The organism is Stomatohabitans albus (genome assembly GCF_036336025.1).
GTDB lineage: Bacteria > Actinomycetota > Nitriliruptoria > Euzebyales > Euzebyaceae > Stomatohabitans > Stomatohabitans albus.
In genome coordinates, this window is the sequence record NZ_JAYKKE010000001.1 from 173,302 (window position 1) to 189,496 (window position 16,195).

General features: G+C 52.1%; 13 protein-coding genes. 7 read left to right on the plus strand and 6 right to left on the minus strand.

From position 1 onward, the window contains the following. Positions 1-110 precede the first annotated feature (110 nt). The 7 genes from VCU37_RS00745 (at position 111) to VCU37_RS00775 (ending at position 9,133) form a co-directional block, all read left to right on the plus strand. A complete protein-coding gene (locus VCU37_RS00745) occupies positions 111-1,184 on the plus strand; it encodes a hypothetical protein (RefSeq protein ID WP_336248719.1) in 1,074 nt (357 codons plus the stop codon). Positions 1,185-1,316: 132 nt separating this feature from the next. Beyond that, the gene (locus VCU37_RS00750; protein ID WP_336248720.1) at positions 1,317-2,432 is read left to right on the plus strand and encodes a hypothetical protein; all 1,116 of its coding nucleotides are present in this window, start codon (positions 1,317-1,319) and stop codon (positions 2,430-2,432) included. Between the two features lie 39 nt (positions 2,433-2,471). Next, complete coding sequence (locus VCU37_RS00755; protein ID WP_336248721.1) at positions 2,472-3,665, plus strand: peptidoglycan-binding domain-containing protein; 1,194 nt, start codon at positions 2,472-2,474, stop codon at positions 3,663-3,665. Beyond that, complete coding sequence (locus VCU37_RS00760; protein ID WP_336248722.1) at positions 3,662-5,686, plus strand: ABC transporter ATP-binding protein/permease; 2,025 nt, start codon at positions 3,662-3,664, stop codon at positions 5,684-5,686. The genes VCU37_RS00755 and VCU37_RS00760 overlap by 4 nt, the downstream gene beginning before the upstream one ends. Before the next feature lie 87 nt (positions 5,687-5,773). After that, positions 5,774-6,877: a hypothetical protein gene (locus tag VCU37_RS00765; RefSeq protein ID WP_336248723.1), complete on the plus strand. Its 1,104-nt coding sequence runs from the start codon at positions 5,774-5,776 to the stop codon at positions 6,875-6,877. Positions 6,878-6,897: 20 nt separating this feature from the next. Then, positions 6,898-7,971 (plus strand): hypothetical protein, encoded by a 1,074-nt coding sequence (locus VCU37_RS00770; RefSeq protein ID WP_336248724.1) that lies wholly within the window; start codon positions 6,898-6,900, stop codon positions 7,969-7,971. Between the two features lie 124 nt (positions 7,972-8,095). After that, positions 8,096-9,133: a hypothetical protein gene (locus tag VCU37_RS00775; RefSeq protein ID WP_336248725.1), complete on the plus strand. Its 1,038-nt coding sequence runs from the start codon at positions 8,096-8,098 to the stop codon at positions 9,131-9,133. Positions 9,134-9,201: 68 nt separating this feature from the next. Here VCU37_RS00775 and ruvA read toward each other — a convergent pair whose 3' ends face one another. The 6 genes from ruvA to VCU37_RS00805 all read right to left on the minus strand — a co-directional run bounded on the left by ruvA (position 9,202) and on the right by VCU37_RS00805 (position 16,034). Beyond that, the gene (ruvA, locus tag VCU37_RS00780) at positions 9,202-9,783 is read right to left on the minus strand and encodes a Holliday junction branch migration protein RuvA (protein WP_336248726.1); all 582 of its coding nucleotides are present in this window, start codon (positions 9,781-9,783) and stop codon (positions 9,202-9,204) included. Then, on the minus strand, positions 9,780-10,433 hold the full coding sequence (gene ruvC, locus VCU37_RS00785; protein WP_336248727.1) for a crossover junction endodeoxyribonuclease RuvC: 654 nt from the start codon (positions 10,431-10,433) through the stop codon (positions 9,780-9,782). The genes ruvA and ruvC overlap by 4 nt, the downstream gene beginning before the upstream one ends. Positions 10,434-10,485: 52 nt before the next feature. After that, a complete protein-coding gene (locus tag VCU37_RS00790) occupies positions 10,486-11,238 on the minus strand; it encodes a YebC/PmpR family DNA-binding transcriptional regulator (protein ID WP_336248728.1) in 753 nt (250 codons plus the stop codon). A gap of 63 nt (positions 11,239-11,301) precedes the next feature. Beyond that, positions 11,302-12,186: an ABC transporter permease subunit gene (locus tag VCU37_RS00795; RefSeq protein ID WP_336248729.1), complete on the minus strand. Its 885-nt coding sequence runs from the start codon at positions 12,184-12,186 to the stop codon at positions 11,302-11,304. Next, entirely contained in the window at positions 12,183-14,894 is a 2,712-nt protein-coding gene (locus tag VCU37_RS00800; protein WP_336248730.1) for an ABC transporter permease subunit, read from the minus strand. Before VCU37_RS00800 ends, VCU37_RS00795 begins: the two co-directional genes overlap by 4 nt. Positions 14,895-14,933: 39 nt before the next feature. Further along, complete coding sequence (locus VCU37_RS00805) at positions 14,934-16,034, minus strand: BMP family lipoprotein (protein WP_336248731.1); 1,101 nt, start codon at positions 16,032-16,034, stop codon at positions 14,934-14,936. Positions 16,035-16,195 lie beyond the last annotated feature (161 nt).

Consider the following 16,195-nt stretch of genomic DNA (forward strand, 5'->3'; position numbering starts at 1 on the left):
TTCTTTTCAAAGACAACTATCCAAAGACACCGGTGAAGCCATCACAATCGTTTCATAATAGAGCTCTAATTCGTATGGTTTGCTAATCAGATTTGCTCACGAAGGAAGTCATGGACCACGTTACGTCTTTTCCGTTACGTCTCGCGCTGGCTACAGTAATTCCAGTGGCACTCACCGCGTGTAGCGCCATGACGCATTTTGACGATGCGATAGCTGAAAATGCTGATTTCGGAGGGGTGGCGGCTATCCCCGAGAGCCCCGCGCTCTTTGATGAGTCCACCATCGTGCCTGATGGCACAACATCTGATGATGGTCTCGTTGTCAAAGATATTACGACTAATGCGTTACCAGTCGATCCCTTCCTTGTGAAAGACACTGGTTCGATAGACAAGGTTCGCCAATTATTTCTTTCCTCGTGTATGCGTGAAAAGGGTAGTTCTGTGACGCTGCCCACCGTTCGCTTCGACACCGACGAACCACGGAACCCGGCCATTGCAGCCAATAGCGGACAGATGATCTTCACTCCAGAAAACGCGGGAAAGTACGGGTACTACTACAACTCGGTCTACCCGAATAATGGTGTCCTTGAATTCAATGCGGCGGTCGAAGAGATTTATTCAAAAGGCAGCGGTATTGATCAGTCGGACGGGGCTACCAACACCGATCCTGATGCTGAGGCCTTAGCCGCGTGTGAAGAAGCATTGATGGAGTCAGAACAAGACCTGTATGGAATGGACTCTCAGGGCTACGACTCGAAGGAATCCTATGAAGAGGGATTAAAGCGTGACCCACTCGGTGCCATGTACTACTACACGGGAACGAACACCGCGTATGTGAAACGAACGACCGATGCCTGGAAAACTTGTATGGCGCCGCTCGGTATCGCAGATCTACCTGACTCTCCACTGGAGATGCCGCCTGCATCCCTTGATGAGCATTGGTACAACAACCAGGTTGATACAAACCCCATGACCCATGCCGCGAGTGCTGAAGAGCTGTCTGTCGCAAAAGCCGATGCAACGTGCAGAGAATCATCTGGGTACAACCGCGCCATGTATGACGTGAGTTGGTCAATGCTTCAAGACTATGTCAATGAGAATAAGGACATCCTGTTAGAAGAATTAAAAAATAGACAATCTATTGAACAAAAACGTCAAGAATATATTTCAAGCCACTTAAACTAATAACTAAAGGAGCACCAGATACATTAATAGGATCTAGTTATTCTTTCCTCCTATTATACTGAATCCCTATCTATCTTGATCCCATATTTAACTACGTACCAACCGAATCCAACCTGTATTGTGAGAACTATTATGCCACATCATTACCCAACCCCTGTACTTGCTCTTATCACTGCACTATTACCGTTTGGGTTAGTGGCGTGTCAAAGTGGCGAGAACCCCAATGACAGTTCATCAACCGCTCAGGTTGAAGAAAATGATCCTATGGAATTCCCTTCTCCGCCTTCTACGTTTGATCCAAGTAAGATTGAAAAAGATGGGGCGAAATCTGTAGATGGGCAAGTTGTTAAAGATATTAAAAGGTTCACGCTCCCAATTGATCCTTATATTGTCGAATCAACAGGATCAGAAATTAAAGCACAGCAAGTCTTTTTAGATAAATGCCTCAAGTCAAAAAATGTATCTGTCAATTTTCCGGATATTGATTTTAACCCCAATAAACCGAAGGACCCCAAGTTTGCGGTATCATCGGGGCAATTTCTTTTCACCCCCGAAAATGCTTCAAAATATGGCTACTTTTCAGCCTACAGCGATGCCAGCTACGATAAAATACCGGCATTTTACAACGAGATTGAACGGATTCATAAAATCGCCGAGAAGGAAGTCCCTATCGAAGGTGAAGAGAACTCCTTCACCGTTGAAACGGTAAGCGAAAAGGCGAATGATCCGACCTATAAAGCATTGATCGAATGCGAAGAACAATTTTCCAATGAATTCATGGATCCTAGTTTCAATTCTCCAGAGAACGAAGATGAACAAGAAAATGAATATTCATTTGAAAAAGAATTAAAGCGCAACCCAACTCAAGCTATGTTCTTCTTTTCAGATGCCGAACCTCCTATCTTAAAAGATACAATCACAAAATGGAAAGAGTGCATGAAGCCACTTGGTATTCCTGATTTACCAGATACGCCTTTTGAAATGCCAACTCAATCACTTTCAGATAAGTGGTATGACAAGCCTGATGAGACAACCACATTTCCACCACCACCCGCAGATGAATTAGTTATTGCGAAGCAAGATGCTGAATGTCGTCAATCTTCAGGGTTTTATCAAACCTACTATGATGTGCAGTGGGGATTACTCCAGGACTATGTAAAAGAGAACAAAGACGCCATTCAAAAGACAAAGCAACGCGAAGAAGCTGCTGAAAAGAAGCGTCAGGAATTCATTCTTCAAAACCAGTAGTTCTTCATACCCGCTCATTGCCTTCATTTGGGAGTGGCTTTGGTTGATCGCCATCGCATCGTTCAGCTCTTAACCAATAAAATTGCAATCGGTATATTTGCACTTGTGGTGTTTGTTGGGCTGATTTGGCTGGCCGCTAGTCTATTTCAATCGCCTGCACAGCGTGAGGCGAACGCGAAACCACCCGAACCCCAGCCTATTGTTGTGCCTGTAACCAAGACGGACTTACGGGATGACTTTACCGTTAAAGCGAAACTCGCCGCAGAGACGAACTTAACCTATTCCCTACCGAGTCCAGAAGGTGAACGCACGGTCGTCACCGGGGCGTTGAAGCGTCCTGGTGACACGATCTTTGATGGGGTTCCGATCATTGAATTGAACGACCGCCCCGTGCTTGTCTTTTTCGGGTCGGTACCCATGTATCGCACGATTACAGCAGGAACAATCGGTGGTGATGTCCAGCGTTTACAACTGGCCTTGGCCAAGCTGGGGTACAACATCGAAGCAGACGGCAATTTTGGGCCTCGCTCACAATCCGCATTACGACGACACTTCAAAAGCGTCGGCTCTACCGTTCCACTCTGCCAAGTCGAACAGATCGATCCCAAAACCAACGAACCCAAACCGGTGCATCTTCCTTGCCTCCGCTTATCTGACGCCATTTTTGTACCCATCGATAAGCCACGAATGGTATCTGGCCCACAAAGTGGCCAGATCCTGAGTGGTGACAATGCGAAAGTGGTACTAAGCGGTGGCGGCTCAAGCTTGGTGGCGACCATTCCATCCACCGAATTAGCGAATCTCACCGTAGGGACAGAAGCCACCGCATTATATAACGGTGAAACCATCCCGTTAACCGTTGCAGGGATTAGTCCCGTTACTGAAGATAAAAAGAAGGAAGGGGCCGAGACTGACCAGCCTGCCCCAGATGGTGGGGGCAGCGCGTCGAATGTCACCTTTACGCCTGCACAAGCCGGCGTATTTAATGACCTCGGGTCCAACGAGGTACTCCTTACCGTGCCTCGTTCAAAACCCATTCTTGGGCACCTTGTCGTGCCGCAACGTGCGATCGCACAAAACGCGAGTGGACAAAGCTCCGTGCTGGTGCAACAGCCTGACCAGTTTGTCGCCGTTCCGGTGAATGAGGTGGGCTGTGTGGCCGGACAATGCGCAGTTGAGTCTGTCAACGGACAGTTGCGTGAAGGCATGATGGTCCGAGTGGATCAAGAATGAGTCTGCTTCGTCTGGTCGGTGCGGCAAAGACCTATGCAGGTCCAAGCCCCGTCATTGCCTTGCGCGACGTTAATCTGACTATTGATCAAGGTGAATATGTTGCAGTAGTCGGCCCATCTGGTTCTGGTAAATCGACCTTATTAAATGTGCTAGCCCTCCTTGACCAACCGTCAAGTGGCACGTACACCATTAATGGTGAAGAAGTCGGTGAGGCGAATGATATTGCCCGAGCTAAATTGCGTTCACACTGGTTTGCTTTTGTTTTTCAAGCCTTTCATCTTTTGGAATCACGGACCGTACTCGCCAATGTCGAGATGGGGTTGATGTATCGCCAGGTATCTGCCGAACAGCGCCGCGCCCAGGCGATAGAAGCGATTGACTTTGTTGGGTTGAATGACCGTACCAATATGGCGGTGAATACCCTCAGCGGTGGGCAACGCCAACGTGTTGCCATTGCTCGCGCGATCGCTGCAGGTGCACCAGTACTTGTTGCCGATGAACCCACGGGCAGCCTGGATTCTGTTACCTCGGCCATGGTGATGGATGTATTTGAAAAACTGAAACAGGAGCGAGGAACCACGATTGTCCTGGTCACGCACGACCCCAATGTGGCTAATCGTGCCCACCGTCGGATTCAAGTATTTGACGGTCGAGTCAGCGAACTCGGCTCGTCATACACCGAAATGGTTGATGACCCGACCGACGTCCTACCGCCTATACGGCGCGACGCGAACGATCACCTTGATGATGACGGAACAAGGCAGCTTGCTACGGAAACATCCAACGACCTTACGGCCAGCACCACTGAGGAACAGCACGACCTCCCCACCGATGACGGACGTATCGGTAACGATGCCGCAGTAGCGTTCAGAGATATTGTCACTGACGCTTGGGCATCACTCACCGACTATCCGAAACGCATGATCGGGATGGTCATTGCCGTAGCCCTTGGGGTGGCTATGTCCTTGGCAACATTGGGGATTGGCCAATCGGCGAGTAGCCAAGTTTCTGAGACCTTTGACTTGGCACGCAATACTCAAGTCAAAGCGTTTAGTCCCTTCGATGTGAAGGATCAATCCGTGATTGATGACATCACGAGTGACACAACACTCGATCGTGTCCGTCACGTAGCAGGAGTTACCAATATCACTGCCTTGATTCGGTACGGTACGGTCCCAGCCAAAACAACCCTAACAAGTAAAGAAGAAGAGGTGACCATTTTAGGAGCACCGGATATTCGTGGGGTCGGGCAGCAGTATCCAATTGAGTGGGCCGACCAGCGCAACCAGTTTGGTGAACACGACGTGATCCTGGGGAAAGAAATGGCCGCCAAGTTAAACCTTGGGCCAATCGCCCTCAGCCCGTCGGTGTTTATCAATGGCCGCCCCTTCCGCGTGGCAGGGTTGATTAGACCTTCTGGCCTGGATTTCGAAATCGGGAGTGCAGCGATTCTTACGCCCAAGGTGGCGAAGGAACTCAGCCAGGCCGAACATGTGTCATTTGATATCACTACCATGCCAGGGGCGGCCCAACAGGTTGCAGGACAGCTCCCCGTCGCACTTTGGCCGCGTGACCCGGATCAGATCAGCGTTGAAGCGCCACCCGACCCACAAACAATGCGTGAAACGATTGAGTCCAACATCACCACGATGCTCTACACGTTGACCGGGGTATCCATCTTGGCGGCCATCGTGGCATTGACCAATGCCATGACCACCGCCGTTGGGCGCCGGACCGGGGAGTTTGGATTACGTCGGGCTATGGGTGCGAGACGGCGGCACATCGCCACCCTCGTTGCCTTAGAATCAGGCATGCTGGGTGCCCTAGGTGGACTTACCGGCACCGTACTTGCCTTACTCGCCGTACTAGGAGTGACGATCTGGCAACGTTGGCAGCCGGTATTTGACGTGAAGCTGCTTCCACTCGGTCTGGCAGGAGGCATCGTAGTAGGGACATTGAGCGCTCTTGCAGCCATGTTCCGTGCCGCAGCCATTGAGCCGGCCGACGCACTTCGCCGATAGTTATTCGGGTTTACTACCTATGCGGAGCACACCTAAACTGCGCCAAGATTAAAGAGGAAGCTATCTCCGAGCATCAAGGAGCTTTTGATGTTTTCCTCACCAACACAACGGTTATCAATAGCGATCGGCCTCTTTGCACTCACGGCCTGTTCCACAAACGCAACGGGCACTCCCGAACAATCTTCTGAGACGGGGGGAGGCGATGATTCGGATACCGCTGAGTTACATACCCCCCTCACCGCCTTTGATGTCAATGCCATTGAGCCAGATGGGGCAACATCGGTAGATGGACAAGTCATAAAAGATATTTCAACCTTTGCACTCCCTATTGATCCCTATATTCCACCACGTACCGGGTCAAAAGATAAGGTTCGCCAAATTTATCTTTCAAATTGTTTACAAGAAAAACATGTAGCAACCTCATTACCTCCGATTGAATATAATTTCAATCGACCACCAAATCCTATGGTTTCTAAATCATATGGATTATTTCTTTTTACTCCGGAGAATGCCAGTACCTATGGATATTTCTCTGGATATAATTCAGAGATTGATGAAAACTATAAACAATTTAATAAAACTATAAACACTATTCGTTCAATTGCTGAAAAAGAAGAGGAGGTACCGGGTCGGGAAAATGTATTTGAAGTCGTTGTCGATGAGCAGAACATAAATGATCCGTCGTATATGGCACTCCAGGAGTGCGAACAAACCATCGACCAGGACTTACCGTTTCTGCGTGCTCAGATGGACACTGCGCATAACGCACAATCTGATGACGAACGTATCGAATATGATGCCAGCCAAGCCTATTTACTCTATGGTGATGCCCAACCACCCCTGCTGGTAGAAACTCAGAAGGTGTGGAAAGAATGTATGAAACCGCTTGGTATCCCTGATTTGCCTGACAACCCACTGGAGATGCCTTCCAATTCACTCATCATGAAATGGTTTGGTGAACGTGAACCTGATTTTTCTCAGCGCTCTACCCCATCACCTGAAGAACTCACCGTTGCAACCCATGATGCCCAATGCCGTCAAACTTCAGGTTTCTATCGGACGTACTACGATGTCCAATGGGGTTATCTCCAAGAATATGTAAGAAAAAATAGGGATAGTATTCAACAGACAAAACAACAAGAGGACGACGCTGAACGCGCCCGCCGAGCCTATATCAGCCAGCATCAGTAGACCTCCTCAAGGAGCGTACGATGATCGCTTATCGTTCCCACTCTGTAGCTATCGTGATTGGGATGGTAGTTCTTGCGGCCTGTGGCAATACAGCACCGAGTTCACCCGATGACCAACCACGTGAACCGTCTGAATCCGCCTCTCCTACTACCCCGACACCGCTACCTGATACTACCCTGACACCGCTACCTGAGTTCGCTGTCCCACCAGCGCTTCAGCAAACTGAGTTTGATTTGGCCAATGCCGTACCTGATGGCACCACCTCAGATGATGGGCGTGTAGTTAAAGACATCAATCGTTGGACCTTGCCAACAGACCCCTACGTGGGAATCCCGCTATCAACGATTTTGCAAGCCCAATCAGCCGTTGTGCAACGGTGCCTACAACAAAAAGGCAAAACGGTCACGTTCCCTCCACTCCCATCGGATGCCAACACCGAGCCTCGCTCAGTGGCCGATGACCGTTTGCTCTTTAATGAAACCATTGCCCAACGCCAGGGATATGGTTTTGCGATAGACGCACCGCTCCCAGGTACAGATCCGTTGCATGAATATATGAATTTGATGGCCGAATATGGCGACGGTTCAAATATGGAAGACATTATGGCGTGCCAGCAAACCTTTTGGAACAAGGCACCGTTCGCCCAGCGCTACGTGATACCGCTAGACCCTGGTGATGTGCCTTTCGAACAGGTCATCATCGACAATCCATTCATCGCGCAGCGCCATTTTGAGGAGATCACTACCCCTGCGATAGACACGGCACGAGACGCCTGGCGCGCCTGTATGCAGCCACGAGGTATCCCTGACCTACCGGACTATCCCGAACTGATGCCCCCACCATCAGTGCGCCAATCGTGGCTTGGGCGTGATGTTGACCGCAGCGAGGAACCGCCCTACCAGGCAGAAGAAATTGATTTAGCGGTATTTGATGCCCGCTGCCGGGACAGCTCGGGCTATCACCGCGCCCGCTATGACACCGCCTGGGGATTACTGCAAGCACATGTAACGAACCACCAGCCAGAGATGGACCGCCATTATCAACGCATCCAAGATGAAATGGCAACCCTTCAACAGCTGATTGATGCCAAGTGATTGGGCGACGCGCTACCAATAATGACGATATGGGCATGCATCGTTCACATTCAGAGACTTGCCTTAATACCCCTTACCTCGTAGGCTTCCTTGGTTAGCGTTGTAAGGAATTGAGAGGAATGTAATGCGTTTATCCCGGAGTACCTTGATCTGCCTGGCATCTTGTCTCGCTGTTGGCCTCAGTGCATGTGGCGGCAATACGACTACTGATACCCCAAGTGATGCCACGCCCAGCGATACGTCAACTCAAGCAAGTGATACAGAGGCCGCTTCTGGTGAATCAGCATCACCTTCTGCGTCTTCTACCCCGACAGCGGCGGCCAAACCTAAAGAACGGGACTTTAAGACGTGGTACCTGCCGGCCCAAGATTATGAAACGATTGACATTCTGTTGGTCCAAAAGGCTGAACAGGTTGCCCTTTCAAGATGTGTTGCCGAAAAAGGCATTGACGCTGCTATTCCACCGGTGACGTATGACGAAGCCGTGTCAAAAGAGATGATGGACAATGCCCAGGCGCTGGCGCAGTTCACGCCTGAACATGCGGCAGCCAAGGGGTATCGCCTTTCGCTTATCAATGACAACAACCGTGAGTTCCAACAGTATTTCACGACATTGGCCCAGAGTGGAGATTTTGAGAAAACCGCGAAGGTACTTGAGTGCTACTCCACAATTCATGAGACCTACCCGGTCCTAAACATCATTGGCAATGATGTTGGAGAACCATCTGCGAGTGAGCCGGCCCCCGGTGGCGGTATCAATCAGGACTTCTTAGCAGAAGCTCAACGCAATATGAAGGCCGTTAAAACCCCTGAGGTTGCGGAAGCATCCGCAAAATGGCGTGAATGTATGGCTCCCCTTGGCATAGAGGATTTGCCTGAAACACCCGCCCAGATGCCGCCTGTTTCTAAAATGCGTGAGTGGTATGACCTGGCTAACGGTGATAGTCCCTTATCCGGTGAGGCCGGTGAAAGTGAAAAACAAGCAGCCACGCACGATGCGCAATGTCGTTTATCCAGCGGCTATAGCGAAGCGGCCTATAACGCCTACTACGACGCCTCATTAAAAGACGTGACGGAGAATAAGCAGAAATACGAAGATAAGAAAGCCCGTCAGGAAGCCCGTCACCAAGAATTATTAGACTTTATCAAGAAGTTCGAATAATCAAAGCAGTTATGTGTTGAGGCCCCGACTTGTCGGGGCCTCAACACATATTCAACCGATATTCAGTCTTACCGGGCCAAGGCGCGTAATGCGGTTCGAATTATGTCTTCTGTACTTCCGTCAATACCGGCAATGGCGGTTTCAACTTCAGTTCCCGAATAGCCTAAGGAGGCAAGGGCAGCGCGGGCCTCATCACGCGCCGTTAGGTGGGCAGCCGTTTCTGGTGAGGCGATTGCTTGGGTTGTCGCAGGGAGACCAGATAACTTCTCGCGTAATTCAAGCACCATTTTCTGCGCCCCCTTCCGCCCCACCCCAGGGATTTGGGTTAAGGCTCCGATATCCTCAGTGCTCACCGCACGCCGCATCCCCTCAGCGCCCAAGGTGTCTATAGCCGCCAAGGCAAGTTTTGGTCCCACACCATTGACACTTAACAAAATCGTGAACGTATCTCGGTCGGACTCACTTGCAAATCCATACAAATCCATGGCGTCTTCTCGCACCGCCAGATAGGTGTGCACGGTCACAGGGCTCCCGCTAGGGCCAGGCTGCATCCCCGAAGGGGTACGAACCAGGTATCCCACACCTTGGACGTCTACAAATAACTGTCCAGGACGATGGCTGACAATCACACCAGATAAGAATGCAATCACGGCTGGTCTTTCTGCTGAGGCAGGCGACTTGGGTGTATTGCGGCAAGCCCTGGCCCTGCCGTTTCCATGGCTTTGGCTAAGCGTGCTGACATCCCCCCACTTGAACGGGTGTCGCCACTCACTCGGCTCCGAAGATGAGCATCTCGGTGTGGATTCAACCGCGGGTCACGTTGACGAAACGCTGGAATACCGAGATGACAAATCGCAACCGCCATCGCATCAGCCCGATCTGCTGGTGTGGGACGGGCAGGGAGTCCAAGTGTTTTTTGAACCATCATCTGGACTGCAGCTTTATCAGCGTCACCACTCCCTGTGACGGCAGCTTTTACTTGGCTAGGGGTGTATTCAACGACGGGGATACTCAAGTCCGCGCCAATTAAATGTACAAACCCCACCACCTGCACAGCACCAATACCGGTGTTGCCCTGCTTATTAATAAAAATGCGTTCAACAGCAAGTGCGTTTGGACGATACTGACGCGCCATGGACTGAATCCCGGCATGAATAACGGCAAGTCGTTCAGAATGGCTGTCATCGGCATGGGTTCGGATCACGTCCGAGGCAACAAGATGTGGCCTGGCTCCAGTGCCGCCGAGTACGGCGATACCACAGCGGCTCAATCCGGGGTCAATACCAATCACAACGCCCATGTGGTTTCCTGAACTACCGGTGTAACCATCACGATGATGACACAACACCTGGTTAGGCGAGGGCTTCCATCACCTCATCAGAGAAGTCATGGTTAGCAAAAACTTCCTGCACGTCGTCACAGTCGTCAAGGGCATCAAGGACGCGCATCACCTTCTGCGCATCTTCAAGGTTATCAATCGGTACTTGCATAGACGGCAGCATGGGGCTGTCAACCTCAGCGACAGTAATACCTGCATCAGTGAGCGCAGTACGCAATCCGTTGAGATCGCCAGGTTCACAGGTGACTTCCCAACTATCGTCAATGCGTTCAACCGTGTCGATACCCGCATCAAGTCCAGCCATTAATAAGTCGTCCTCTTCGACACCCTCAGCTGGGACGCGCAAAATCCCCTTGCGTGCAAACAGATACCCCACTGCACCTGGTTCAGCCAGATTGCCACCGTTCTTATTGAAGGCGGTGCGGACATCGGCTGCAGCTCGATTCTTGTTATCCGTCAGGCATACGACGTACACCGCTACCCCTGCTGGGGCGTAGCCTTCGTAGGTAAATGTCTCCCAGTTCGCGCCACCAGCATCTTTCCCGGCTGCACGGTCGAGGGCACGCGCAATATTGTCTTTCGGCACACTGGCATCACGGGCCTTTTGCACCATCGTTGCCAATGTGGGGTTCATATCAGGATCAGCCCCACCTTCGCGTGCAGCTGCCTCAATCGCTTTGATAAGACGCGCGAACAGCTTGCCGCGGGCGGCATCATTAGCACCCTTTTTACGCTTGATCGTGGACCATTTACTATGCCCGGACATGGGTCTCCTTATATCGAATCGTCGGCGACGAGTGTACTCGCCCCAAGCAGCCTTGAACCCAGCCTAAGCCCTTCGTCTTACCCGCAGCCAAGCCGCAACCGTGAGCCCGACCAACGCCAAAAGCCACGGAAGTGCCAAGAGGAATTGAGGTGCATGGGTTACGGTGACGAGGTAGTCCGCTAGCGCTTCTCCAAACCCCATCACCACACAGGCAAGCATGGCTGGCCATACGTTGCCTCTGGCAACGACCGCTGCCGCCAATGCTAAGAAGCCACGTCCTGCAACCATCATCGGACTGACGATACCTAGACTGCCGACCGTCAGTTGGCTCGCCGCAAGACCAGCGGCGAGACCAGATCCAAGGAGTGCGATGAGATGCCAGCGTGCAGGCCGGATACCACTTTGGGCCGCCGCATCTGGGGCCACTCCGACCGCATGAAGATGCGCCCCGCCACGATGGTGAGCCAACCAGGTGGCGAGAACAAGCGCACCAATGGCGCCGGCACCATCAATCCAGGTTAATGAGCCGAGTGCTTCGTGCAGATGAGGAAGCACGATACGGGCCGTACCAGGGGAAGAACCCGGTGAACCGAATACCGCTTGAAGTCCTAGGGGAACGAGCGCTAGTCCAACCAGGTTGATACCAATAGCGCTAATGAAGGCATCGGCTTTTCCAACTAGGACCACCCCTGCGTGAACGAGACTGATAGCAACCGATCCCACCACCGCCATACCAATAGCCACGAGGGGTGCCCACCATCGTTCAGGAGCATTGGGTACCCACGCCGCCCACGCCAACGCCGTAAACGTCCCTACCGCAATCTTGCCTTCCAACCCAATATCTAAGAGGCCGGCACGATACGTTAAAACCGCACCTAAGGTGGCGAGGACAAGTGGAGAAGCGGCTACCAGAGTGGCGATTCCCAGCGTGCTGATCGTTGGGGTCATCGTGATTCCTCAGGGTTGGGTTTGTCGTGTTTACGCCGCGCCCTGGCTGGCAATCGAATACGCATCGTGACGCATAGCACAAGTACCCCTTGGATAACACCGGTAATCGCGAGAGGTATCCCAGACGATAGTTGGATGGCCCCTGCACCAGCCATCACGGTTGTGAACGCAAGGGCAGCGATGGCTATACCCCAACCACGATAAGCCCCCACCAGTGCGATCATGATGGCCATAAACCCGTAGCCAGGGCTAAAAACCATGGAGAATCGGCCCCCAGCAGGCCCAAGTACAACTAAGGCACCGGCTAATCCAGCCAGGGCACCCCCGATGACAAGCACTTGGGCCTGACGTCTCGGTGGGTTAATACCCATAGCCTGTGCGCGCTTGATCCCCTGGCCGAGATAGCGTGTACCGAGCCCCCATCGCGTGTACGCCAACACGATTGCCGTAATGGTAAGAGTCAAGATAGCGATAAACACGTCGGCCCCTACTGGGCCCAGTATCGCTGTGGGTAGCCGTGTCGTGTCGATTACGGGGGCGGTAGTCAACGCGCCTTGTCCCCCGTTGAACGGGCCAGCAACAAGCCATGCGCAACCAAGTACCCCCAGGGCGTTAAAAATCAGTGAAACCACAATTTCATTTGCCTGCAGCCGTGCTTTTAGCCACGCGACCGGAACGGCCCATATCCCACCAGCAAGGGCACCTCCAAGAAGGGCAAACACACTGCCCACCCACCCAGGAATACCTGCATATTGTCCAATAATCGCCGCGGACAATGCGCCAGCATAGAGCTGGCCTTCTGCTCCAATCCCAATGACATCGGCACGGAACATCACTGCAACACCTGCCGCTATCACCAGGAGTGGGGCAAGATGGGCAAGCATGGCCCCCTGGCCTGCAGAGGTGAACCAGGCAAATTGAATGAGGTCTTGTGTGACATGTAATGGGTTGGCACCCCAGAGACTGACCACCCCTGCTGCTGCACATACTGCGATGAGTACCGCAATGAGCGGTCCTGGAATTGTCAGGCGCTGCGGTTGGGGAATGATCGGTGCGCGTGGTGGATGGGTCTGGTGAGTCGGTGCACCTAGAGGCTGCATTGGGATCAGGTTGCCCTGATCGGCTTTCCAGAAGCGGTCACCAACCTGTTGGGCAAAGAGGGAGTCTGTCGTGGTTACCACCACCGCACACCCGTTTGCGGCTTGATCCCGCAATGTTGCAACAAGATCTGTGGTTGCCCCGGGGTCCAACCCTTGTGCTGGATTACAGGCAAGTAACACCGCTGGGTTCACAGCTAGTGCGCGACCGATCATCACGGCTTGTGTTTGACCACCTGAGAGCGCACGAATGAATCGGGTGGGGCGAATGCCTTGTAATGCTTGTGCCGAATGAATGACACGCTGACTTAGGTGACGCAACTGGCGTTGCCGTATCCATCCGTGGGGTGACCAAACGGGTGATCCGGGCACTGCCATAGCGGTATTGGCTGCAATCGTCATGTTTGGTGCAGGACCATACTCCGTACGATCATCAGGGATCCAGGCAAGCCCCATTCGTGTTCGTTCAAGGAGGGTATGCCCTTCAAGAGCCACATCATTCCAATGGGCGTGCCACCCCTTGTGGTTGTTGAGCCCTGTGATGGTATCGACAAGGGCATCTACCCCTTCTGTTGGGCTGCCCAAAACAACAACGACCTGGCCAGGTAGAGCAACAACTGGCCGGTGTGCACCGGGCTGATAGATGCGTAGCCCAGATACTTGAGCAGCAGCTTGTGCCCCATCGGTTGCAGGCAACTGCGTTGAGGATACAAGCACAGGCTGATGGGGTGAAGGTTGTGGCGAATTGGGTTTGGCATCTGGTTTGTCAGTTTCACTGGCAACATGCAGTGATGGCTGGCGAGGGTGTATTGGCCCTTGCTTATCCATGGATTTCCATGGTTCTACAATCTCCCCGTCAACCATCAGATAGCCAGCCATTGCGTCGCGCACCTGCTGCTCATCCAGTGACGTTGTTGCTATCGGCCCAAAAGACCGTCCCTCATACAGCACCGTAACACGGTTGGCCACTTGAATGATCTCATCTGGGAAATGGGTAATCGCAACAACTCCGATACCTTGTTTAGCGATCGAAGCCAAGGCATCAACCACGTGTAGCCGATCTTGATGGCTTGCCCCCGCCGTGACTTCATCAGCAATCAATACGTGAGGGTTTTGTGCCAACGCGGCAAGCATTGAAACAATATGGCGTTGTACCGGGTTGAGGGTATGGCCGGGATCTGTCGGCACAATACCAAATGCCGCCAAGTCCACGTCATACTGATGAGCCAATGCCGCTGTTGCTGCAATGGCACGGGCCATATCGATACGCCCCCATCGAGATGGCTCCCGGCCAAGCCATACCGAAGCCGCAACTGGGCGGTCTGGAATGATATGAGGATGCTGTGTGACTAACGCCGTGTTTCCCTGAACAACAACCCGTCCACGATCAGGCATAAGGTCACGGGTAAGGCATCTCGCCAGCGTGGATTTACCTGCCCCGTTGTGACCGATGATGCCGTGAACTTCCCCTGCGATTACGTCTATACGAACATCAGACAGCACCCGTTGTCCCGAAAAGGACACTACGAGGCCAGCCGCAGACAGAACGGGCTGGCCAGGCGCGCGAATAGGCCGCGGAGACTCCTTTGGGGTATGAGGAACATGTGCCATTGAACTGGTTACACCCTAGGCGGGCTTGTGACGGCAACACTATTGCCCATTTAAAGCGCTTGGAACCGTAATCTTGCCATCAATAATGTCTGTTGCCGTTTGGTCCAGCTCTTTCTTCACCGTATCAGGCACAGCGTCGTTATTACCTTCATAGGTTAGCCCCAACCCTGCGTCCAATCCGATGACCTGAACCGTACCTGGTTGGACCGTTCCATCCTTCAGACCATTGCTTGTATCACTGATTGAACGCCCAATTTGTTTAACCATTGACGCAAGCACGAAGCCTGGTTCGACAGGATTCATATTTAAATCCACGCCAATGGCATAGTCATCAGCTTCTTTTGCGGCATGGGCCACACCCAGGCTGGCCCCACCAGCAATCGCATAAATAACATCAACGCCTTGGTCATACATAGCCTTGGCTTGTTGCGCCCCAGCGTTGGCATCAGTAAATGAGCCAACATAGGCCACATCAACTGGCATATCTGGTGATACCGAGGCAACCCCGGCTTTAAACCCACCGATGAAATCATCTATCACTGGACTTTCCATACCAGCCACGATGCCGACACGGTTATTGCCTTCTGACTTTGGGAATGCGGTTGTGTCCTGGCTCGCTTTCGCTGCAAGCACACCAGCAAGGTAAGAACCTTCGTTTTGGGCATACGTGATTGAGGTGACATTTGGAGCATCAACCACCATGTCCCAAATCACATAGTGTTGGTTCGGGTGGGCTGGGGCAACCGTTTGCAAGATATCAGCCATTTGAATAGTGCCAACCACCACGAGGTCATAGTCGCCGTTACTCGCCGCTTCAAGGTTGGCTTTCCAAGACACCGGATCGTTCAGTGGGGCTTCAACGGTTTTAGTTTCCCAACCCTGGTCAGCGAGGGTATGCAGACCTTGTTCAACGTCATCAAAAAAGGCATCATCACCCAGGGGGCCGTTCAATACACTAACGATTGAAGGTGGCTCACCCGTAATTGACGCATCGGCAGAAGTTGAACTCGATTCCAACGGAGTGATTGCTTCACTACCCCCTTCGGTTGATTCGCTTCCATCTGAGGTTGTCGTACCTCCAGCACACCCGGCAAGTACCAGACATGCAGCTACAGGGACGACGAAACGGGTAGAAACCATGAGCACTCCTTAAGACGTGTGTGCCTTCAGTCTTAGCAAGCTCATAGGTAATTACAACACCAAACGTCCCGCAATCTCATTAAGCTCAACCTACCCACACTTTTCTTTTCCAATACACTATTAAGTAATTAAATAATATTATTTATAGCATTAAAGATAAT

Excerpts from the sequence above, each read along its gene's own strand:
- VCU37_RS00790 (WP_336248728.1), bottom strand. The coding sequence starts at position 11,238 with ATGTCCGGGCATAGTAAATGGTCCACGATCAAGCGTAAAAAGGGTGCT.
- VCU37_RS00795 (WP_336248729.1), bottom strand. The coding sequence starts at position 12,186 with ATGACCCCAACGATCAGCACGCTGGGAATCGCCACTCTGGTAGCCGCT.
- VCU37_RS00760 (WP_336248722.1), top strand. The coding sequence starts at position 3,662 with ATGAGTCTGCTTCGTCTGGTCGGTGCGGCAAAGACCTATGCAGGTCCA.
- VCU37_RS00750 (WP_336248720.1), top strand. The coding sequence starts at position 1,317 with ATGCCACATCATTACCCAACCCCTGTACTTGCTCTTATCACTGCACTA.
- ruvC (WP_336248727.1), bottom strand. The coding sequence starts at position 10,433 with ATGGGCGTTGTGATTGGTATTGACCCCGGATTGAGCCGCTGTGGTATC.
- VCU37_RS00800 (WP_336248730.1), bottom strand. The coding sequence starts at position 14,894 with ATGGCACATGTTCCTCATACCCCAAAGGAGTCTCCGCGGCCTATTCGC.
- VCU37_RS00765 (WP_336248723.1), top strand. The coding sequence starts at position 5,774 with ATGTTTTCCTCACCAACACAACGGTTATCAATAGCGATCGGCCTCTTT.
- VCU37_RS00775 (WP_336248725.1), top strand. The coding sequence starts at position 8,096 with ATGCGTTTATCCCGGAGTACCTTGATCTGCCTGGCATCTTGTCTCGCT.
- VCU37_RS00805 (WP_336248731.1), bottom strand. The coding sequence starts at position 16,034 with ATGGTTTCTACCCGTTTCGTCGTCCCTGTAGCTGCATGTCTGGTACTT.
- VCU37_RS00770 (WP_336248724.1), top strand. The coding sequence starts at position 6,898 with ATGATCGCTTATCGTTCCCACTCTGTAGCTATCGTGATTGGGATGGTA.
- VCU37_RS00745 (WP_336248719.1), top strand. The coding sequence starts at position 111 with ATGGACCACGTTACGTCTTTTCCGTTACGTCTCGCGCTGGCTACAGTA.